This is a genomic window from Spirosoma sordidisoli (assembly GCF_004138325.1).
GTDB classification, from domain to species: domain Bacteria; phylum Bacteroidota; class Bacteroidia; order Cytophagales; family Spirosomataceae; genus Spirosoma; species Spirosoma sordidisoli.
Genome location: NZ_SBLB01000013.1, coordinates 51563 through 70545 on the forward strand (window position 1 = coordinate 51563; position 18983 = coordinate 70545).

The 18983-nt window shown below is 49.8% G+C and carries 22 protein-coding genes; 12 read left to right on the forward strand and 10 right to left on the reverse strand.

Translation table 11 applies throughout. The annotated features are described in order from the left end of the window. The first annotated feature begins 19 nt into the window (after nt 1-19). From EQG79_RS28795 to EQG79_RS28805, 3 genes are all read left to right on the forward strand, one after another. A complete protein-coding gene (locus EQG79_RS28795) occupies nt 20-907 on the forward strand; it encodes a helix-turn-helix domain-containing protein (RefSeq protein WP_129606404.1) in 888 nt (295 codons plus the stop codon). 375 nt (nt 908-1282) lie between these two features. Beyond that, nucleotides 1283-1846 carry a Crp/Fnr family transcriptional regulator gene (locus EQG79_RS28800; protein WP_129606407.1) on the forward strand — a complete coding sequence of 188 codons (564 nt, stop codon included), beginning with the start codon at nt 1283-1285 and terminating at the stop codon, nt 1844-1846. A 101-nt stretch (nt 1847-1947) separates the two neighbouring features. After that, complete coding sequence (locus EQG79_RS28805) at nt 1948-2409, forward strand: RidA family protein (protein ID WP_240699497.1); 462 nt, start codon at nt 1948-1950, stop codon at nt 2407-2409. Between the two features lie 607 nt (nt 2410-3016). Here EQG79_RS28805 and EQG79_RS28810 read toward each other — a convergent pair. Together EQG79_RS28810 and parS are read right to left on the reverse strand one after the other, a co-directional pair. Next, nucleotides 3017-3517, reverse strand: coding sequence for an RES family NAD+ phosphorylase (locus EQG79_RS28810; protein ID WP_129606409.1), 501 nt, complete (start codon nt 3515-3517; stop codon nt 3017-3019). A gap of 17 nt (nt 3518-3534) precedes the next feature. Continuing rightward, the gene (gene parS, locus EQG79_RS28815; RefSeq protein ID WP_129606411.1) at nt 3535-3972 is read right to left on the reverse strand and encodes a type II RES/Xre toxin-antitoxin system antitoxin; all 438 of its coding nucleotides are present in this window, start codon (nt 3970-3972) and stop codon (nt 3535-3537) included. Nucleotides 3973-4741: 769 nt separating this feature from the next. On the opposite strand from parS, the gene EQG79_RS28820 reads away from it, so the two are divergent. Genes EQG79_RS28820 through EQG79_RS31670 form a run of 4 tightly spaced genes read left to right on the forward strand, consistent with a single transcriptional unit; the run spans nt 4742 to nt 5940 of the window. Then, nucleotides 4742-5158: a putative quinol monooxygenase gene (locus EQG79_RS28820; protein WP_129606413.1), complete on the forward strand. Its 417-nt coding sequence runs from the start codon at nt 4742-4744 to the stop codon at nt 5156-5158. A gap of 48 nt (nt 5159-5206) precedes the next feature. After that, on the forward strand, nt 5207-5470 hold the full coding sequence (locus EQG79_RS31665) for an IS1 family transposase (protein ID WP_129606415.1): 264 nt from the start codon (nt 5207-5209) through the stop codon (nt 5468-5470). Nucleotides 5471-5516: 46 nt separating this feature from the next. Then, on the forward strand, nt 5517-5747 hold the full coding sequence (locus EQG79_RS31505; RefSeq protein WP_129606417.1) for an IS1 family transposase: 231 nt from the start codon (nt 5517-5519) through the stop codon (nt 5745-5747). Next, complete coding sequence (locus tag EQG79_RS31670) at nt 5710-5940, forward strand: IS1 family transposase (RefSeq protein WP_129606419.1); 231 nt, start codon at nt 5710-5712, stop codon at nt 5938-5940. Before EQG79_RS31505 ends, EQG79_RS31670 begins: the two co-directional genes overlap by 38 nt. A 1568-nt stretch (nt 5941-7508) precedes the next feature. Here EQG79_RS31670 and EQG79_RS28840 read toward each other — a convergent pair. From EQG79_RS28840 to EQG79_RS28850, 3 genes are all read right to left on the reverse strand, one after another. Next, nucleotides 7509-8438 (reverse strand): NAD-dependent epimerase/dehydratase family protein, encoded by a 930-nt coding sequence (locus EQG79_RS28840; RefSeq protein ID WP_129606421.1) that lies wholly within the window; start codon nt 8436-8438, stop codon nt 7509-7511. 117 nt (nt 8439-8555) lie between these two features. Further along, the gene (locus EQG79_RS28845; RefSeq protein ID WP_129606423.1) at nt 8556-9419 is read right to left on the reverse strand and encodes an NmrA family NAD(P)-binding protein; all 864 of its coding nucleotides are present in this window, start codon (nt 9417-9419) and stop codon (nt 8556-8558) included. Nucleotides 9420-9492: 73 nt separating this feature from the next. Then, nucleotides 9493-10191, reverse strand: a complete 699-nt coding sequence (locus EQG79_RS28850; protein ID WP_129606425.1) for a helix-turn-helix transcriptional regulator — start codon at nt 10189-10191, stop codon at nt 9493-9495. Nucleotides 10192-10745: 554 nt separating this feature from the next. Between EQG79_RS28850 and EQG79_RS28855 the strand changes: the two genes are divergently transcribed. The 4 genes from EQG79_RS28855 (at nt 10746) to EQG79_RS28870 (ending at nt 13549) form a co-directional block, all read left to right on the forward strand. After that, nucleotides 10746-11015: a PH domain-containing protein gene (locus tag EQG79_RS28855; protein WP_165358976.1), complete on the forward strand. Its 270-nt coding sequence runs from the start codon at nt 10746-10748 to the stop codon at nt 11013-11015. Between the two features lie 159 nt (nt 11016-11174). Next, a complete protein-coding gene (locus tag EQG79_RS28860) occupies nt 11175-12086 on the forward strand; it encodes an AraC family transcriptional regulator (protein WP_129606429.1) in 912 nt (303 codons plus the stop codon). 109 nt (nt 12087-12195) lie between these two features. Further along, entirely contained in the window at nt 12196-12633 is a 438-nt protein-coding gene (locus EQG79_RS28865; RefSeq protein WP_129606431.1) for a DUF2141 domain-containing protein, read from the forward strand. Between the two features lies 1 nt (nt 12634). Then, nucleotides 12635-13549 carry an oxidoreductase gene (locus tag EQG79_RS28870; protein WP_240699498.1) on the forward strand — a complete coding sequence of 305 codons (915 nt, stop codon included), beginning with the start codon at nt 12635-12637 and terminating at the stop codon, nt 13547-13549. A gap of 258 nt (nt 13550-13807) precedes the next feature. On the opposite strand, the gene EQG79_RS28875 is transcribed toward EQG79_RS28870, so the two are convergent. Together EQG79_RS28875 and EQG79_RS28880 are read right to left on the reverse strand one after the other, a co-directional pair. Beyond that, the gene (locus EQG79_RS28875) at nt 13808-14161 is read right to left on the reverse strand and encodes a nuclear transport factor 2 family protein (protein ID WP_129606438.1); all 354 of its coding nucleotides are present in this window, start codon (nt 14159-14161) and stop codon (nt 13808-13810) included. A gap of 39 nt (nt 14162-14200) precedes the next feature. Continuing rightward, nucleotides 14201-14914 carry an SDR family oxidoreductase gene (locus EQG79_RS28880; RefSeq protein ID WP_165358977.1) on the reverse strand — a complete coding sequence of 238 codons (714 nt, stop codon included), beginning with the start codon at nt 14912-14914 and terminating at the stop codon, nt 14201-14203. A 92-nt stretch (nt 14915-15006) separates the two neighbouring features. Between EQG79_RS28880 and EQG79_RS28885 the strand changes: the two genes are divergently transcribed. After that, nucleotides 15007-15387, forward strand: a complete 381-nt coding sequence (locus EQG79_RS28885; RefSeq protein ID WP_129606444.1) for a winged helix-turn-helix transcriptional regulator — start codon at nt 15007-15009, stop codon at nt 15385-15387. Nucleotides 15388-15989: 602 nt separating this feature from the next. On the opposite strand, the gene EQG79_RS28890 is transcribed toward EQG79_RS28885, so the two are convergent. The 3 genes from EQG79_RS28890 to EQG79_RS28905 form a co-directional block, all read right to left on the reverse strand. After that, on the reverse strand, nt 15990-16439 hold the full coding sequence (locus EQG79_RS28890) for a helix-hairpin-helix domain-containing protein (RefSeq protein WP_206445620.1): 450 nt from the start codon (nt 16437-16439) through the stop codon (nt 15990-15992). An 824-nt stretch (nt 16440-17263) separates the two neighbouring features. After that, complete coding sequence (locus EQG79_RS28900) at nt 17264-18058, reverse strand: APH(3') family aminoglycoside O-phosphotransferase (RefSeq protein WP_129606449.1); 795 nt, start codon at nt 18056-18058, stop codon at nt 17264-17266. Between the two features lie 129 nt (nt 18059-18187). Continuing rightward, nucleotides 18188-18823, reverse strand: coding sequence for an MCP four helix bundle domain-containing protein (locus EQG79_RS28905; protein ID WP_129606451.1), 636 nt, complete (start codon nt 18821-18823; stop codon nt 18188-18190). Between the last annotated feature and the right edge of the window lie 160 nt (nt 18824-18983).

Consider the following 18983-nt stretch of genomic DNA (forward strand, 5'->3'; position numbering starts at 1 on the left):
ATTTGACCAAAACAGAGCCATGATCCAGTACGACACGATCAAAAAATATGCGGATAGGTTCAATAATCGAACCCAGCATCCGCTCATCAGTCTGGTTGATTTTAATCAGTCGAAGCCCCTTCTCCGGGAGAAGTTTACGCTCAACTTTTACGCCATTATCATCAAAGAGACAAACTGCGGTGATCTGCGGTACGGCAACCAGTATTACGATTATGCCGACGGGACAATGGTCTTTTTTGGGCCTGGGCAGATCATCACCAATGAGCCGGAAGGTGAACCGCACCAACCGTATGGGAAGGCCCTGGTTTTTCATGCCGACCTGATTAAAGGCACCAGTCTAGGTAAACAGATCCACGACTATTCGTTTTTCAGTTACCAATCCCATGAAGCCTTGCATCTTTCCGACACAGAAAGAGCCGTTGTGACGACTTGCTTTGATAATATAACCAGCGAAATCAGCCAAAACATTGATCGCCACAGTAAGCAACTGATCGTGGCGAACCTGGAATTGCTTTTAAAATACTGTCTGCGCTTTTACGATCGGCAATTTATCACCCGGGAGCACGCGAATCACGGCATCCTGGAGCAGTTCGAAGCGAAACTAAACGAGTACTTGTTCGGCGAAAAATTAGGTACAGAGGGCGTGCCCACCGTCGCCTACTTTGCCCAAGAACTAAACTTATCGCCCAATTACTTCGGCGATCTGATCAAGAAGGAGACGGGGAAGTCTGCCTTGGAATTCATCCAACTGCATCTGATTGACCTGGCGAAAGAGCGGCTGTTCGACACCCGTAAATCGGTGAGCAAGATAGCTTATGAACTAGGATTCAAGTATCCCCAGCATTTTGCCCGGTTCTTCAAACAAAAAGTGGGGGTTTCGCCGATTGAGTATCGAGGTTTGAACTAAACACCCTTGTCTCGCAAAAAGGCTCCTCTAAATGAGAGGATGGGACTTCCATCTATATGCTTCATAATTGGGCGTTGGTTGACCGGGTTACCGGCCCTGTCAGTCAATGACTTTCTGATGAGAGTGCGGGACTTGGGCCACTTTTGTCACCGCTCACCCTAAACGCGCTGGTTCACACGAAGGCAGGTTTATTAGCCGATCATTTCTATGAGACTAGACCTGCCTACATGGCAACCCGGTTCAAGCCTAATCCCACATTTAGGGTAAGCTTTAGAATGAATAACTCGACATGTTATAACTTGCATTGATGCGAACCTTTACTCAAGCGATGAGCCCGACCCTACAGGAAGGTCAGGCTTTTTTTTATAGCCAATAATGGAAGAAAAGTTAAGAGAACACATCCAGAAACGAGTACCGCTAACCGATGACGAATTTGCGTTTGTACTCGCTCATTTTACACCCAAAAAGTATAAAAAACATCAGTTTTTGATTCAGGAAGGCGAACTGGTAAGCTACTCCTACTATGTGGTCTCGGGGCTTTTAAAGCTGGTCTATTCCGATGAATCAGGCAAGCAACATATCGTTTCGTTTGCCATGGAGGACTGGTGGGAAACCGATTTTCAGGCCTATTTCACCCAGACCAAAGCGACCATGTCGGTAGACTGTTTGGAAGATACGGTGGTATTCTGCCTGTCACTGGAAAACTATCATAAGTTATGCGCCGGTCTACAAAAATTTGAGCGCTTCTTCCTGCAACTAACCATTTCTGGTTCGATGGCGGCTCAGCGACGCATCTTGTCGTTGCTTACTACCCAAGCCAAAGAGCGGTATGAGCAGCTACTCAGCCAGTATCCTGCTTTAATTCAGCGGGTACCAAAAACTCTACTGGCATCCTACTTGGGTGTGTCACGCGAAACCTTGAGTCGGTTTACTGATTAGTGTGATATACATCACTCGATACTTGTGCTATAGGTCACGGTCAAACCCGGCTAGGCTTCCAAACTTTGCCCTGTAAACTTTACTCGGCAGGCATGAAACGCATGGCAACAATTCTAGCCAGCGCTTTCCTAACTATGGTGCCTGCATGGGTACAGACTAAACAAGCAGAGCAAATGGAAAAACGAATCATCAATCCTTGGCAATGGCAAGATCAGCGCAGTTATGTACAGGCCGTAGACGTGCAACAGCCAGCCGGCACGCTCTATGTTTCGGGACAAGCCGCTGTTCAGGCGGATGGTCAATCCAGTACCGACGACATGAAAACGCAACTACTTCTGGCGATTCAGAATTTAGAACAAGTGATCGGCGAGGCTGGCTACGAATGTCGAAATATTGTGCGGTTAACGATTTATACGACTTCTCATGAAGAGTTTTGGCCCAACTTTCCTATTCTACAAACTTGGATAGCCCAGCACGGAATAAAGCAAGCTACTACGTTACTGGAAGTAAACCGTTTATTTGAAACCTTAAAAGTTGAATTGGAAGCGACGGTAGTCAAATAGGTATTGACGAAGCCTAAGAACTTCGAATGTACTTAAAAAATGGATTAAATCTGTCACAGTCTGTTGGGCTTTATGGCGAACAGATTGCCATCTGCTTAAAAGCTTAGGTCCTTAAAACCGAAACTAAGTGGTTCAGGGGATGGAACAGGCTAACAAATAGTGGCAATTACCCCAGCACACTTGTCCGCTAGCCAAAGCCGCGTCCGGATTCAACGGACGCGGCTTGTTAGTTTACTACAGCTTGCTCTTCTACAGATACCCTGTTACCTTTTCGGGTATAGGTAGTCTCACTGCGCTTCAGCAGATAAAAGGCATGGTAGGCCGGTGTGCTATCGGCTATGGTGACCGTGTCCAGAAAGGCCGACGAAGTGTCGGAAATTACTCAGAAGAGTCTAGCCATTTCTTTTTTTGTATGCCCAACTGTCTCATCATAACGCTCGTTGGTGAGACAATTAATCAAAGCGTGGCGGTCGGTAGTAGGAAGCGAGACCCTTTGTAGCTGAAGTATTTAAAGATATTGCATGACGATGGGGTTCGTCCTTTAAGGAGCTTATACCTCACTATATCGTCAGTTTATCAATAGACATACTTTTTGTTCGCTGCTCCATCAACTCTCTTCTGAGAGAGGACCATAATTGGTCGGTAACACCAGTCGACCATCGACGGTGAAGGGTTGGATCGACTCAACACTCACCTGTTCGAATGCCGCATGACTGCGATGTAGGATGACATTAGTCGAAAAGGGAACAACAGCTGAGGGAAGGGCTACGGCCAGTTCCTGAGTGCCTGCTAACCATTCGCCCAAAAAGGTTTGTAGCTGCGTGGTTCGCACTGGCGTGTTCCAATCAGGCGGTAGCTGATCCACTCGGTACACCTTCAGCGCTTGCGCGTTGGGTAGGTGTATGGTAATCAAGTAGTAGGTGGGTAGTTCATCCAGCCGAATAGGCATCAAGTTGGCCAGCACCTCCACCAAAGCTAGTTCAGGGGAACTCGAGGTGTAGAGCACATCAACGCCAATCGGGTTCCAGCGCTCGCCCCGTTTGGCCGAGCCACCCGCCAGGGGCGTATCCAGGAAACGCTCTTTGATTAAACGATATACACGAGGCATGAAACTAACAATGGCTACTAACTGATCATGCCTTCTTCAATGCGGCTTAACTCATCGTCAACAAAGCTAAAGCCCGCTATGGTGTCTAACAAGGTTACCGGTGCCACGTTCCCCAGGGCAGGGCGCGGGGTGCGTAGCCAGCGCACAAACACCGCCTGGCGATCATCGAAGGTGGCCAGTCCATGTTCGATCAACTGCTCCAGGAGTAGTAGGCGCTCGGTTTTGTTAGAATCCAAGGTCTTATCTCCGGCTTGCCGATGCAGTGAGCGTTCGGATAGATTAAGGATGCGGGCCATCTCTTTATCGGTCAAGCCAATACGGCTAGCCACTTCATCAACCCGACTGCGGGCTTCGCCCTGGCGGATACGGCTGATGAGGGAAGGCCGGCTTTCACCCCGCAGGGCTTTCGGTAAAAAATCGGTTCGCGGACCGGTCGTTACGGTTTTAGTGGCCATAGTAAGAGATGATATAAAAACGTCACTAAGATAACTGACACTTGTCAATTTATCACCATACTGTTGCTTAGAGAAGAACAAGTAGGCAGAGAGGAGATAAGGCTCCGTGCGGTCGCTCCGGCTGGGACGCGGCTAGCCTGCTTGTGGAAGAATCGATGAACAGGTATATGAAGTTTGAGGCCGTAGGGTCAACGTATACTGTTTATTTATTCTTTCAATCTGGTCATTTGTCAAATGAACCCTCCACAGTTAGAGGCTGTCTGGGGGGGCATTGACACTATAATGCATATGCCACTAACCGGAGTGAACATGTACTAGCAAAAAATCATCTCTAAAAACGCTCCCCATTGAGACGGGGAAACGTTCATGGATGAGCCCTCGCCTGAGACGACGAAGTATTTATACAGCTGAGCGGATGATCGATGGCCAGACAGCCCGAGATCTGGGTTATTTTGTAGGTTATCAGATCTGCAAAAGCTATTTTCAACGGGCAATAGACGAAAAGAAGGCGTTAGCTAGTATGATTGACTAAACTTAACCGATGAAAATGCACAAAGCTTCTTATTAAGTTCTGGTTGCAATCCACAAAAAAAACTCCACGTTGAAGTGATGTTCTTCAGTAAGGAAATAACTCATGATTAGCCCAATTTCACTTATACAACAGATTCAGAGTAGATATCTGATTAAAATAAAGCAATAATATGCTGTTTAACTCTGTTATTCTTGGTTATATAAGGATAATTACTTTAGCTAAAAGCAAGCCTAGTTAATGAAAAGTGTCACTCCTGGTTGTAAGGGCTTACAGCTATTACTGCAGCTTACAATCTGCTTACTGTCTTTGTTAAGTGCGGAACAATCTTTAGCACAAACTAAAACACAGATGGTACGAATTGCTAAGATCGTCGTTGACCCAACGCAGTTGGAAGCTTATAAGGCGACTGCTAGAGAAGAAATTGAAGCGTCAATGCGACTGGAACCGGGGGTATTGACGCTGTATGCCGTTGCTGAAAAAGATAACCCGACGCATATCACAATTTTAGAAATTTATGCGGATACTAACGCTTATAAAGCGCACATACAAACACCGCATTTCTTGAAATATAAAACCAGAACAAAGGATATGGTAAAGTCGCTAGAACTGGTAGAAGTCGCTCCCTTGGTACCTGGTATGAAGATCAAAGAATGATTCGTTAAACGGTAGTGGCTTAACTGCGTTTAAACTGTATTTTTGTGCATGGTTTTAGAAGCAGTTGCTTGCAAACATTGTGGTCAAGCCCAACAGGTCAAACGCTATGGTACCACCCGGGCCGGTACCCAAAGGTATCGTTGCTTTGACTGTGGACGAACATTCGTCAAAATTTACACGCACAAGGCGCGGGACCCGTTGGTCAAAGCCCAAATTACTCAACTTGGACTCAACGGAAGCGGGGTACGCGACACCGCCCGTGTGCTGGGTATAAATCGAAATACGGTCAGCAGCCACTTTAAAAAAAAGTAACCAAGTTCTGCCAGTTAATCCTAAGTATATAGATAAAGACTTGATAATGAGTTTGAAAGTTGATGAGTCCTGGTCGTTCGTGAGCAGTAAACAACGTCAACGTTGGCTATGGTGGGTGGAAGAAGCTAAAACAGGCGAGGTGGTTGCTTTTGTGTTTGGGCGACGGACTCACCAAACTTTTCGGGCTTTGATGACTCTGCTCGAAGAGGCCCGCATCAGCGTGAACCGCTGGATTACCGATGCCTGGTGCCGGGCCGCCGGAGCGGGCCTACTTTGACTGCCTGGATCAATCGATTCGGTTGGAATGTAAAGCTTTATTACAAAGTTTGGAACGCAAACATCTCACCTTGCGAACGCGCATCAAGCGGCTGGCCCGGCGAACGATTTGTTTTTCTAAGTCAATTGAAGTCCACGACGCGATTATTGGCCTATTCATCAACCAGTTTTTCTTTGACCATAAACTCAGTTAAGCCACCACCTTCGGCTTAATAACATTTAGCATCGCGTCTTACGGCCTTTACAGAGATATAACTAATAGACAAGCACTCATAGATAAGTACAACACAGATCCTAATATACGTCGTGACTACCCTTACTTAACCGCAAAAGAGTATGCTGGTAGAAATGAAAAGTCATATCCAGCTTTGATGTGGGGGCTCGGCTACCCAACTAGTTTGTTCATATTCATATTTTCTAGTGCAGGTAAACAATTGCGAGAAGATAAGACAGAGCTTAAACAATTGAAATATCAGCAATCTAAAAGTAGTATATCACTAACTCCCTTCTTTACTCCACATCAACAAACTGCTGGATTAGCTTTGAGAATGCGGTTTTGAATTGACTTTGTAAAAATCACTTTTCATAATTGCACTTAACAACTGGATGTTATCTGTCAAGCTACCCGTACTCTCGAAAGCGCCAAGCGCGCTTCATGCCGTGGATGGACCCTGCGGACCGCTCGCGGCATGGGGGGTACTACGCCATTTTCACAAGCGAACATCTGCTGCACGAATCCTTAAAATGTGTAGGCATAATGACCAACACGGCGCATGTACTATTGCGCTGTCTGTAGCCTTACGCGAACATGGTTTGTGGGTAGAATTCTACACCGAACCCGACCCGGCACCACAGCCCACCGAAGTTGAGTGCTACTTACGCGCTGCCGAATTGGGTATCTGGGTAAGTGCATCACCTGAACTGGAGACAATTCTGGCCTTTACCGGTACCTCCTGCGTTCCCATCATTTTTTACGACACAGATCATGGATCAGGCCATTTCTCACCTATAACTGGTACCGATGACGATGGTCAGGTTCTACTACCGTATTCGGACGAAAAGCGGATGCCAATAGCTAAACTCCATCAACAGTGGTCGGCTCCCGGCACTTGTCGTCAGTGCATACTTGTTCGCCCCCATTACCAGCACTTTTGACAGATGCTTTTCACCCTACGGTGAACGCCTATAAAAAGCCGCGTCTATGTTCAATAGGAGCACCTGGTCGGCCGACTGATTTAATCGGTACAGTAACCCCTTTGAGAAAGGCACTATTTACTCTTGACGGGCGTGTTTAGTTGTATCATAGCGTAGGATCCGCTTCCTGTAATCCCCAAGACCACTCGTAACTAGTACAATGGTGGCCATCACCCCCTATGTAAGGGGGATAAACGGTTCTGTAACGGACAAAACGGTTTCTAACCCGTTTCCCAACCGTTCATGTAACGGGGGCGAACGGGTTAGAAACCGTTTTTCCTCTTGATGAGCATTCTGTCCAACTATCCAGTCTGAGAATCATTCGGACGTTTAAATGAACGGTAGCCCAGTAGGTGGTAATTTCAGTCATCGAGAGCACTGTATTTCGCGAATAACTGATCAAGGGGAAAAAGAACACTGGTAACTATGGGCTGATATACAGCCGTATATTCTGGTCATTCTAACATGAACTCCTGATCAGTTTACTGCGAAATTAGTTGGTCACTATCACCGGAATCCCCAATCATAGGGTATCAAGGGCATACCCGGCCCGTTAAGGCTAGCTAGCTCATACGGTTGGCTGGTGCAGTTGACGCAACACGGCATCAATGCCCGCTTCAAACCGGCCATACTGCGGTTGCCACCTTAACTCCCGCTTAGCCTTGGCGTTGCTGACCCGAAAGGAGCTGGTCAAGGACTTGACCAACGGACCACCAATCAGCAGGCCAATCAACCAGGCCGGTATACTACCCACGGTCTTGACCCCCTGCGCCGAGGTAATCGCATCCACCAACTCGCGCAAGGGTAAGGGGTAATCATCAACAATGTTGTAGACTTCCCCATAGCGGCCATGACGCAACGCTAACCCATAAGCCCGAGCGAGGTCGTCCACCTGAATCGGGCTCCAGTAGTTTTGCCCCTGACCAAAAACCCGCAGCTGCCCTTTCTGGAGGGTGTCATAAAATGCGGTCTTGAACAAGCCACCCGGCCCGTACACAAACCCAGGACTCAGTACCAGAAGCTTTAGCTTTTCCTGTTGATACAACCACATCAGCTGGGCCACCACCTGCGCATGACCTTCCCCCAACGGCGAAGGCCTGGCCGGTGTGCCCTCATCAATCCAGTCGGTGCCGTGATCCCCGTAGTTGAAACAGCCGCTGGTATAAATTAAGACTTTGTCATGCTCGATACAGGCTTTCGCTAAAGCGAGCGTCATGGTTTCATCAGCCCGATTAATTTTAGCCTTCTTGGGGTTGGTAAACCGTCCTGTCACCCCCAACTGAGCCGTTTGAATCACCGCATCGACGGTTGGCACGATGGGCAGATAGGTTTGAGGAGCCGTCATCTCCCCGATCTGGCTCACCATGCCTTGCTGGATAAGTGAAGCGGCCTTAGCCGGGTCGCGAATCAGCCCAATGACTTGATGACCTTGATGAAGCAATTCCTGGACGACTGCCGCCCCCACGAATCCCGTGGCTCCTGTGACAAACACGTTCATACGATTGATTTTTTTAGTGAGCACGGACTGATGCGGCCAGCGGCTTTTTACGGTGGCCCCAGACTCCAAGTCAGGTTCATTGGGTACTGGTAAAGCTACGATTTGGTAGCTACTAATTCAGGACGGCTGGCCAACGAGTTGCTGGATATACGCTTGCAGCGTGGTGTGACCCCGAACGGGTGCCTCAGGGCGTTCATAGTCCTGGTTCAGCGTAATGTCGGTCATGGCGGCCATGGCCGCTGCCGCTGGCCCGGAAAAGCCCAGTCCTGTCAGTGCCGGGACCCATTGCGCCCGGCCGATCGCCTGGGCCACCACCGATCGGTTGAGGACCTGGGCAAAAGCAGCGGCTACGTCAGCCGATGAATAGCGGGTGGGCCCTTCCAGGTAATACAGACCGGTTGTATCCTGGGGCTCCATCATCAGCCGGGCCGCAAACTGCCCAATATCATCGGGACTCACCATGGGTAGCGGGAGATCAACCGGGTAAAGCGTACGGACCAGGCCTTCCTGTTGCGCCGTCGGTAGTGACATGTCCCAGTTACTCATGTAATAAGCCGCCCGGATAATGGTGGTCGACAGTTTTTTGCTGGCCAGCTGCTGTTCCATCTCGTATAATACGCCCATATCACCAACGCCTTCGCCCGGTTGGGCCCCGTACGTCGATAGGGCCACTACCTTTTTGATCCCGGACTTATCCAGCGCCGTCAGGATCGACGACAGCGACTGGCGTTCCTGGGCCACCGTATCCGTCGAGGGGGCGGCCGGTGGGTTGAGTAAGAACAGGCGGGTACCGGTTTGAAAAATAGCCCGGAGTGCTTCGGTGTCGTGAACGTCGGCGATCGCAACGGTTACTCCCTGATCTTTCCAGTGAACGGCCTTCTTTGGATCGCGGGAGATGATGGTAAGGGGTTGGTTGTGCTCGAGCAGGGTTCGGGCCACGGCCGAGCCAACATGGCCTGTACCGCCCAGTAGGATATGCATAAGGTTGTCTGTTTTGTGTACGAGGGCAAACGTAGCCTAGCCCAGTGTCAACCGTATGTCAGGGGTATGAAGATTAATTTTTCAGGGTCTTAAAATACTCCTGAAGGGTTAGGGTATGCGGTGTGAAGGTCTGGGGCAGGGCGGTAAGCTGCTCAATGTGATCGACGCGGAACATGCGGTAGGCCTGGCGCAGGCGGCACCAGGCCACCAGTAACCAGTCCGCTTCGCTACTCAGCAATAACGCAAAGGGCTCCACCTCCCGCATCGTCTGCTGCTGGGAAAGGGAATGGTACGCTATCCGGACCAGGTTGTAATTGATGAGGGCCGCTTGCAGGGTCATGAGACAGGCGCTTGTTTGTTGCCGTTGCCGATTCTCATACACTTTTACCCGATCAGTTAGCAGGTTGGCCTTGTCGCGAATGTGGGGTTGCAGTACGGCTTTAACTTTCTGGATAGCCTCCGTGAAATGGTGGATCAGTAACCCGTCTTTGTTATGCAGGATGAGCTGTTCGGCCGTTATCAGGGCGTTGGCTTCCTCCTGGGTAAACTGCACCGGTGGCAGGCGGTAACCATCGAGCAAAAAATACCCTTTGCCTTCCTGGGTGCTCATGGGTACCCCCGCCTGCTCGAGGGCCCGCAGATCGCGGTAGATGGTTCGCACACTGACCGAAAAGCGTTGGGCCAGCTCGGGAGCGGTAATCAGACGTTTGGTTTGGAGCTGGGTCAGCATACCCAGCATGCGGGTTATGCGTTTGATGTCGTTTTTTTTCATGGCTTTGAGGCTCATCACGGTTGGCAAGCCTTCTCGATTTACAGCCGGGTCAATCCACCCTGGGTTGTCGGGCTGCCAAGCCAAACCGTTTTTCTAGCTAAACCCCGTTTCTACCCAAATTGTCCTTAAACGCATGGGTAAGGCTGGTTGTTGTCCGACAGCATACCGGGGCCTGCCTGATCGTGCCTGGCCAGGGCGGTCAGCATCGAACTCCCCCAGTTCGGCTCAATGGGGCGATCAGTCAAAAACCGTCCTTAAGCTGGTACTTAGGTTAGCAACGATCTCCTCGTTGACTGGCAGACGATAATTTTTGGGTATCTCAACAAACGCTCCCATGCAAAACGAATAACTAATCATATTTCATGCTTAGCTGCGCGATAGTTACTTTTTTGGCCTATCTTAACTCTTGGGCAGTGAGTAGATATGAAATACCAAAACCATGAAAACGTATAAATCGACAATAGGACTTGAGCTCGTGATTCCTTGTCTGGTTTACTGGTTGGGTTGCCTGATGCCTTACAAAGGCTGTGGTGGTGTCCCTACTGGTCCTGCACTTGTTCAGTACCACATGCTACAAACTGGACAAAAACACCATCCATATTCAAGCCGGCTTTTTCTTTCACCAGGCGCTACCCATCCCGTCTATCAAAAAGATCAGCGAAACCAGAAACCCCATTAGCTCCCCGGCCCTCTCGCTGGATCGCCTGCAAATAGTCTATAACCGATTCGACAGTGTGCTCATTTCACCTGCCGACAAGATGGACTTCATCGCGGAATTACTGCATCGAAAGCCCGACATTGAAGTAGGACTAAAAGCCGCTTAAGTGCCGGTCCTGAGCAAAAAGCTTAGGGTAACTTCACCGATAGTCGTTTCCACTTACTTGAGACGAATGAGCTTTCATGTATCTGGTTCACAATTGGGGCCTATTTTCGAATGGAATGCTTTGATCAATGTAAACCTATATAGCATACGTGGTCATTCAATGAATCCTAAACCAGTTGACATTGTAAACGTTGAACAGTTTAATGCCCGGTTTATGGACACGAATTGGGATCAATTCGGGTTTCGGACGGGTGTGATTCAGGTTTATCCTTTATCCATTGCCCCATTAACCATCCTTACGCCCAGTCCGCTTTTCCGAACAGACTACAACTTTTTGCTATTAATTGAACAGGGCGGTGGTCAGCAGCAAATCAACACAGATACCTTCGAGCTAAAGGCCAATGACGTGCTCTTTATTCGAGAGGGGCACCTCAATGCGATTAAATCCATCGAGAAAGACACAACAGGCTATTTTATTTATATCGACAGTACGTTACTGCCGCAGCTCTTTATAGATAACACTCTACTTCACCGGTTAACGTTTCATCCCAAACAATCCCTCACCAAGCCCGCTATGGAGTGGATTTGTAGTTGCTGTGAGTTGCTTTCCAGCCAGGTCAAGGATGATCCGTACGCCGATCAGATTCAACTTGGTTTACTCAGAACAATTATCCTGAAGTTAGCAGGCGCCACCAATGCACCTCAATCTAAACCTAATCGCCAAACGGAGATAACGATGCTGTTCAAAGAGCTGCTTTACGAAAACTTCCTGACATGTAGGGATGTAACGTTTTATGCTACTTCTCTTTCCGTTTCGACAAACTATCTGAACAGATGTGTCAATCAGGTGACAAACAAGACCCCTAAACAACACATCAGCGAAATGGTCATTATGCACAGTAAAGTGTTACTACAGAGCCAGGCACAAGACGTATCCCAGATTGCCTTCGCACTCAATTTCTCGGCCCCGTCGTACTTCGGCCGCTTGTTCAAGCAACTGACGGGGAAAACTCCTACTGAGTACAAAAAGACATTTATGCAAGATTTGTCCGAGTATTGGCAAGATTCCTGATAACAGCGATGAACGGATCCGTCTACTTTTGAAGACACTAGGGTAAACGGTAGTTACCCGTCAGGGAGAGCTACCGTAAGCCACTACCAGTCTTCACTAATCAGGAAACATGCTTCATCATCTATCGATTATACTCCTTATTCATCGTCTGGCTACAACGCTTATCAGGCCCGAAACGATACGTCAGCAACCCGCACTGCTTATCAACATCACCAACATTCAGACCAATCAGGGAAAGGTTGTCGTTGAAATCTACAACAGCGCATCCGACTGGTTGACTACCCCGCTTCGTAAACAAACGGTATCATCCGATCGGGTAACCAGAACGGCGACTTTTGACGTTCCTGCCGGACGATATGCAGTCTCCATTTATCAGGATGTAAACACCAACGGGAAACTGGACCAGAACTTTATTGGTATTCCCAAAGAACCCATCGGCTTTGGGAATAATTACCGGCCCTTTGGCAAGCCAAAATTTGAGTCGTGCGTGGTCGAGTTCAACGCAGGCTCTAAACCAGAAACGATTAAACTGTACAAGGCCTTCTAACATGAGCCATACCATGGAAGGTAAATGGAGCCTGGACCAAGTGGGGTCACTCTCGGATAAGGTCGCCGTAATTACCGGGGCCAATAGCGGAATTGGCTACGAAACGGCACTTGGTCTTGCTAAAAAGGACATGACCGTGATTTTAGGATGCCGTGACCTGACAAAGGCGCAGAAGGCCAAGTCGACTATCATTCACCAGTATTCTAAAGCGAAAGTCGACTGTCTGCCTATCGATACGAGCCGCCTTCGTAGCGTAAGGGCGTTCGCAACCCTAGTTGAAACCCAATACGGAAAGCTTGACCTGCTCATCAATAATGCAGGTATTATGATGTCGCCTTATCAGGTGACGGAAGATGGCTTCGAGAATCAGTTCGCGACCAACTATTTAGGCCATTTTGCGCTTACCGGTTTGTTACTACCCTTGCTGAAGAGGGTTGCCGGCTCCCGGGTTGTTACGTTGACGAGTTTATCCTATAAATGGGCTGAGATAGACTTCGACGATCTACAGGCTAAAAAAGGCTACAGTCGGCGCACAGCCTATGGGCAAAGCAAACGGGCCTGCCTGATCTTCGCCTATGAACTACAACGTAGGTTGGCGGGTGCCGACTATGACATTCGTTCGATAGCTGCTCATCCTGGTCTTGCTAAAACCAATCTGGACCAGTACTTTCCTGCACTCATCAGACCGTTGGGGAGTCTGTTTCTACAGCCCGCCCGACAGGGCGCCCTTCCTGTTTTGTATGGTGCTCTTGAAACAGCCATCAAAGGGGGAGAGTTTGTTGGGCCAGACGGCTTCCAACAAATGAGAGGCTCTCCCCGTCTGGTTGATTCAGATGAATACTCTAAAGACATACAGGTGGCCGAGCGTTTATGGACGGCAAGCCAGTCGTTGACCAATGTGATTTATCTGAGCTAATTGGCTGGCTGTGGTGGCTGTTAATTAGAATTACAATCCCGTATACTAACCGCTCGGAACCGGGGTTCTGCTTGCCATGAGTCGCCCGACATTAAGTGCTGGATATGCCTGATTCTTGAAAAACGAAAAACTGTTGATTCTCAGTGAACACCCCATTTACATATTTATCGGTGAGTTGGTCTGTAAAGAAACCCAATTCTTTTTGTCGAAGAACGCCTGAATCAATTTCGATCTGCTTCGATAGCAAGTAGTGGCTCGTTAGGCGATGAACCGCTCACGGATGATTCTGCCGGCCTGCCAGTCCTGAATGGCAACCTCCGTGACGGCAACCCGCCCGTTGTCGGCATGATCGAAGTCCAGTTCCCAAACCACAAAACTCCGGTCCCCAACTACCAGAGTGCCCCGGTGGGCGAACGTGCGGACCGTGGTAATCTTGCTCAGCAGTTCCGCGCCGATGCGGTAATTCTCGGCCAGACCAGTCACGGTTACCCCGTCGAGGTCGGTTTTTTCAAGATCGGGATGATAATACAGATCGAAGGCCTCCATCGGTTTGCCTTGATGTACCAGGTCGACAAGCCCTAAGAGGGCCTGCTCAATCGTTGCCGTTGCCATGAAATAAAAGCTTGGTTTAACGTGAAAATGGATTACTAGTTACACTAACCGGGCCCCGCCATCAACGTGAATGACCTCGCCCGTGACCGACTCGTTCTGCATCAGAAACAGCACGGCCCGGGCCACTTCGCCGGGCTTCGCAATGCGCTTGACGGGGAGCGTCTGAGCCACCCTGGCCAGTACCTGTTCACGCTGGTCGCCGAGCACCCTATCCCACATGGGCGTATCGGTATAGCCGGGGGAGACGGCGTTGAAACGGATAGGCGCTAAATCCAGCGCCAGCACGCGGGCCATCTGCTCGGCTATCGCGGTGGCTATGCCCGATACCCAGGCACCCGACACCGGGCGGTCAGTCGACAGGCCTCCCGTGAACGTAAAGGAGCCGCCGGGGCGTAGTTTGTGAGCGGCTGCCCGCACAACGTGGATGATGCCGAGCAATCGCAATTGGATGGGCATGGCGTGGTCGGCCACGGTGCCCTCGAAAATACTACCCAGTTTGGTCCCACCTGCCGCAATAAATACATGGTCCAAATCGGTGAATGGGTCGAAGAACTGATGAACCGCCTGCTCATCGGTTATGTCGAGCGGGTAAGCGGCTATCGGGCCGATGCGTTGGGCGGCCTGCTGGACCGTGGCGGTAGAGGTGCCAGTGATGGTGACCGTAGCTCCCTGCTGGTAGGCCAGTTGAGCCGTTGCCAAACCAATGCCTGAACTTCCGCCAATAATGACGATGTTCTTGTTGCTGAGTACCATAGGTTCGTTGTTGACAAGTGATGCAAAAGTCAACTCTTGGTAATTGGTACACAAGTAGTGACGAATTAGTGAGCCTGTAACAAAAAAGTGAGATGCGAAAAGCGACATCAACAAATACGCGGAATGCGAAGCAGTTAACCGCAGACTGCCCTATTCTGAGTACATTTCATCTGCTGGGCGGCCGGTGGAAGATCGCCCTGATCTGGAACATGGCTCAGCAGGTAAACCGCTTTAGCTTGTTGCTGAACCAGCTGCCGGGTCTTTCTCAGAAAATGCTGGCTCAGCAACTCAAAGAACTGGAGCAGGATGGCTTCATCGGGAAAACGATCTTCGCCGAAATGCCGCCCCGCACCGAGTATCATCTGACTGAGTTAGGGCAGTCGCTTATGCCCCTGCTGGTTCAGGTATATGATTGGGGTTTGGCTAACAACCTACCTCAACGGGTACGTAGTCGTTACGAGGCCAGACCGTGAGCGTTCCCTGGAGCTTTGGTAAGTACGGGTCATAGACTAAAGGCTTTGAGGTGATTACACCCGCACATTTTTCAGCGAGTCGAAGCTGCGTCTAGATCAAATGGATGCAGCTTTTTTTAAAACAGATTATTTCAGCACAGCTTGTTCCTCTTCAGATACCCTGTTAATTTTTCGGATACCAGTGGCCCCCCTCCTGCGTATCAGCCGTGGTGACTGTCCCCAGTTGGGCCGGGCTGCCGAAGCGACCGTCCCCGGCTGGGGTCGGAAATTTGTCAATAGAGGCCAACCACCTCTTTTTTGGGTTATGTCTAATAGTCTCAAAAAAACGCTCCTTAATGAGACGAAGGAAGGGTATTTATTTGCTACAAGAAATGGGCGTTCATAGAACCGCTTTTTCTCACATCATACTTGCACCCACAGGCTTTTCTCCGGCCTGCTCGGCTGAGCGCTGACGGGGTTAAAAACCCGTAGTTGATCAGTTGCTGACCGTTCGCTTACCTAATTCGGGTATGACTCAGCCGCTCGACCCTAGGTTGCCCTGTACTCGCCTGTTTTTCCGAATGGAACAACCTAACATTCTTTGTAGGACCGTCAGGCGCAAACTACCTGGTAAGTAGCTCATCAGGGGTTCGTTGATACGCGGGCGTTTCGTGCCAGGCTAAGGTTGGCCGATCACGGGGATACCCATTGGCCGAACGGTATGCCTTGCGTTCAGGAGTGAAATCCCACCACGTCTTCGTAGCATCACTCGTTTGGGCATAATGAACGGCTAATCGGAACTGATCTTCCACGCAGGGATCAATCCAACAGCCTTTTTTCTGTTCATACTGATCCATCAACATAGCACCGTCTTTGTCAACCAATTCAGCCAGTGAATAGTAGCCCAGGAAAATCAGATCACTGGCGAACTTTGGCCCAATGGATGGAATCGTTTGGAATTGGGCTAAGGCGTACAGGTCCCGGGTCCGATCGGGTGTGGCCCCCAGGTAGACCGCTAATTCGTCGAGGGCGTGGCGGAGAAAGTCACTGATGTTTACCTTGTGCTTTCGCAAGTTGGTCCGTTCTGCTTGGGTAAGCGGTAGACGTAGGTTGTTTTTAGGGCTCATCTTCGGCAAAGGTTAACAGATACCCAGTATTATCTTGAATTAAAAATTCAGTGGCTCCGTAGAGGGTCTTCTCTAACTCTTTGACAACGTTTGCTTTATCCTTACTGGTTGAACTAGTCGCTTAGTGGACTCGTCTGGATATGGAGCATCAAGGAACCACCTGGTTGTCGGGATACGGTCGGTAGCTCATCGCCCAGACTGGCAAACATTTGGAACATAAAGTTGACACGGCCACAGTTCATCATGGCCCACAACCACTCATCGCCCTGGGGGGCTACGGTCATCGTTAGGGTAAAGCCTACCTATTGATAAAAAGCAATCGTCTGCTGGATGTCGGTAATAAAGATATTGGGGAGAATTGATTTCATCGAACGCTGTTTTGTGGACTGATTAGTAATTCAAGATAATAAGCCTATTAAGTAGATAAACGAATTTTCGTGCACCTAGTCAAAGATAACGCCTACGCACGAAGACGATGCGAACAAATTAGCTCTTTGTCAGCCGTTTATTTGGATAGACGCGAATTCTCGAGGGGGCCGGGCCACGGAGGCTTCTGGCGCGGTCGTACTGGTTTATATAGTATGTCCTAAAACGCTCCCACAGGAGAAGAAATAGGCGTCTTGAGTTACTTTATAATCGGGGAGGGAGTTACAGTAAGCCAGTGCCAACGGAATGAATAGTAAGGTAAGGGCTGGCTAGTTACTTATCCATCGGGCTTGACCCAGTGATTGGAAAAGATGCCCTACAGCTCGCCTTAGCAGCCATGGACCTTAAAATAGCTCATCTAGTTGCTCATAGAATACGCGTTTACGGGGGTTATCTGCCTCCCCAAGCTCGGCTAAGAAAGCATCCGCTTGGGTTGGGGAAACCTCCTCTAGTAGGTTGTGGTAGACAAGGGCTCGGTCCATCCACCGATCGGCCACCCCGCCCCGCCCCCAATCAATAAAGTAGAGTCTATCCTGGGCATCAACAAAGAGATTGCTGTCCGTGAGGTCGCCATGGGCAAACACAAGCTCTTCAGTGGGTTGGGTGGCGAATAAGTGCGCCACAAACTCCTGCGGATTGTTGGCCTCGACATCCGGCCATTGATGCAGATCGTACTCCTCGGCCAACAGGCCATTAGCCAGAAGGTACTCAAGCTCCTTCAATCGAAAGGCCACTCCTCCATCGAAGGGACAAGTGGTGATCGGCAAGGCTTGCAGCTGAGCGAGGGCCTCTTGGAACAGATGGAGCACAGGCTGTTGAGCGTCGATGCGCTGGTACAGTGGTTGGCCGGGCACGCTACGGGTGATCATAAACTCGCCCTCGCTACTTTCGGCTACCCCTACCACTTCGGGTACATTCAATTGACCACTCAGCCAGCCCAGCACGTCGGCCTCGCGTCGTACGCTAAAGGTGGTCGGGGAATAAACCCGGGAGCACATCTTTAGAAAGAAGGAGTCGTTACCCCGCTTGAAGCGGTAGACGGGACAAGGCGACTCGCCCACTGTAGTAGGGATCAGGCGTGCCTTACCCAGGAACCGGGCAATGGGTTCAGGCAATTCAATGGCTATCTTTGTATTCATATCTAACTGTTCTCAACAAACCGCTCCATATACTGTCAACGAAGCCCGCTTATAAAACCTCTTTAGCTTGTGAGCAGTAAAGAGCCGAACAGGGACGCATGGTTCAACTTGGGGCTTTCTTCGTCGTAATCAGAAACGGTGCCAGAATAAACTCAGCCCAATCAGCAGTACCAGGCCAATTTGCACCGCTGTCAGGACGTAAATATAGTTGGTTTCGCCCCTCGACTCGTCCAACAGTTCCTCGCCCACGCTAAGTTGCAGGGAGGCCAACTCGTCGAGTGTTTGGGCTAGGTGGCCAAAGGCCGTGCTGCCACTGCCCGCAAAGAGGGCTTGCCGGGCCGCTGGTAAATCAACTGGATTGGTACTTAGCTCGCCTTCCAACTGGTTGTAAACGGTCAGCCGCTGCCTGAGCAACCGGAGTTGGTCGGCTTCCTTCACCGTTAGTTCGGTTCGTTCGAATTCGGTCAGTAAGGAGTCTATCCGCCGGTTGAACCGGTCGAGCGTTGCGTTCATCAGATCCGCATTCGGTTTATTGGTTGCGAGTACGTAGGTCTCCAGCAACAGGCGTTTCCGGTAGATCGTTGCGGTCAGGTTGACCAGCATGCCGGTTGGCAGCAGGCGATCTTTGTAAACGGACACAGATGCCTGCTGAATGTCATGCACACTGCGACGACTCAGGAAGATGCTGGTCAGAATCAGACCTAGCAAAGCAATGACCAGCAGGAAGGACCGTACTGGCGAACGAGTACCAAGGGAAGGTGTCATGAAGTTAGGTGGATTAGCTTGCTGTCAACCCGTTTGTACACATAAGCCGTGCGCTCCCTACATCATACCGTCAAACATAATGGTCTGGCCGTTTTTGCCGTCAACTCACGGGTTTCCGACCTGAGCTACCGCCTTTAGCTGAACCAGGTCAACTAGAGCG

Bases quoted from the DNA above. Each gene is read 5' to 3' on its own strand.
- EQG79_RS28850 (WP_129606425.1), bottom strand. From the start codon at position 10,191: ATGAAAAAAAACGACATCAAACGCATAACCCGCATGCTGGGTATGCTG.
- EQG79_RS31505 (WP_129606417.1), top strand. From the start codon at position 5,517: ATGAGTTTGAAAGTTGATGAGTCCTGGTCGTTCGTGAGCAGTAAACAA.
- EQG79_RS28900 (WP_129606449.1), bottom strand. From the start codon at position 18,058: ATGAATACAAAGATAGCCATTGAATTGCCTGAACCCATTGCCCGGTTC.
- EQG79_RS28880 (WP_165358977.1), bottom strand. From the start codon at position 14,914: ATGGTACTCAGCAACAAGAACATCGTCATTATTGGCGGAAGTTCAGGC.
- EQG79_RS28905 (WP_129606451.1), bottom strand. From the start codon at position 18,823: ATGACACCTTCCCTTGGTACTCGTTCGCCAGTACGGTCCTTCCTGCTG.
- EQG79_RS28820 (WP_129606413.1), top strand. From the start codon at position 4,742: ATGAAAAGTGTCACTCCTGGTTGTAAGGGCTTACAGCTATTACTGCAG.
- EQG79_RS28845 (WP_129606423.1), bottom strand. From the start codon at position 9,419: ATGCATATCCTACTGGGCGGTACAGGCCATGTTGGCTCGGCCGTGGCC.
- EQG79_RS28875 (WP_129606438.1), bottom strand. From the start codon at position 14,161: ATGGCAACGGCAACGATTGAGCAGGCCCTCTTAGGGCTTGTCGACCTG.
- EQG79_RS28800 (WP_129606407.1), top strand. From the start codon at position 1,283: ATGGAAGAAAAGTTAAGAGAACACATCCAGAAACGAGTACCGCTAACC.
- EQG79_RS28870 (WP_240699498.1), top strand. From the start codon at position 12,635: ATGAGCCATACCATGGAAGGTAAATGGAGCCTGGACCAAGTGGGGTCA.
- parS (WP_129606411.1), bottom strand. From the start codon at position 3,972: ATGGCCACTAAAACCGTAACGACCGGTCCGCGAACCGATTTTTTACCG.
- EQG79_RS28795 (WP_129606404.1), top strand. From the start codon at position 20: ATGATCCAGTACGACACGATCAAAAAATATGCGGATAGGTTCAATAAT.
- EQG79_RS31665 (WP_129606415.1), top strand. From the start codon at position 5,207: ATGGTTTTAGAAGCAGTTGCTTGCAAACATTGTGGTCAAGCCCAACAG.
- EQG79_RS28860 (WP_129606429.1), top strand. From the start codon at position 11,175: ATGAATCCTAAACCAGTTGACATTGTAAACGTTGAACAGTTTAATGCC.
- EQG79_RS28805 (WP_240699497.1), top strand. From the start codon at position 1,948: ATGGCAACAATTCTAGCCAGCGCTTTCCTAACTATGGTGCCTGCATGG.
- EQG79_RS28885 (WP_129606444.1), top strand. From the start codon at position 15,007: ATGCGAAAAGCGACATCAACAAATACGCGGAATGCGAAGCAGTTAACC.
- EQG79_RS28810 (WP_129606409.1), bottom strand. From the start codon at position 3,517: ATGCCTCGTGTATATCGTTTAATCAAAGAGCGTTTCCTGGATACGCCC.
- EQG79_RS31670 (WP_129606419.1), top strand. From the start codon at position 5,710: ATGCCTGGTGCCGGGCCGCCGGAGCGGGCCTACTTTGACTGCCTGGAT.
- EQG79_RS28840 (WP_129606421.1), bottom strand. From the start codon at position 8,438: ATGAACGTGTTTGTCACAGGAGCCACGGGATTCGTGGGGGCGGCAGTC.
- EQG79_RS28865 (WP_129606431.1), top strand. From the start codon at position 12,196: ATGCTTCATCATCTATCGATTATACTCCTTATTCATCGTCTGGCTACA.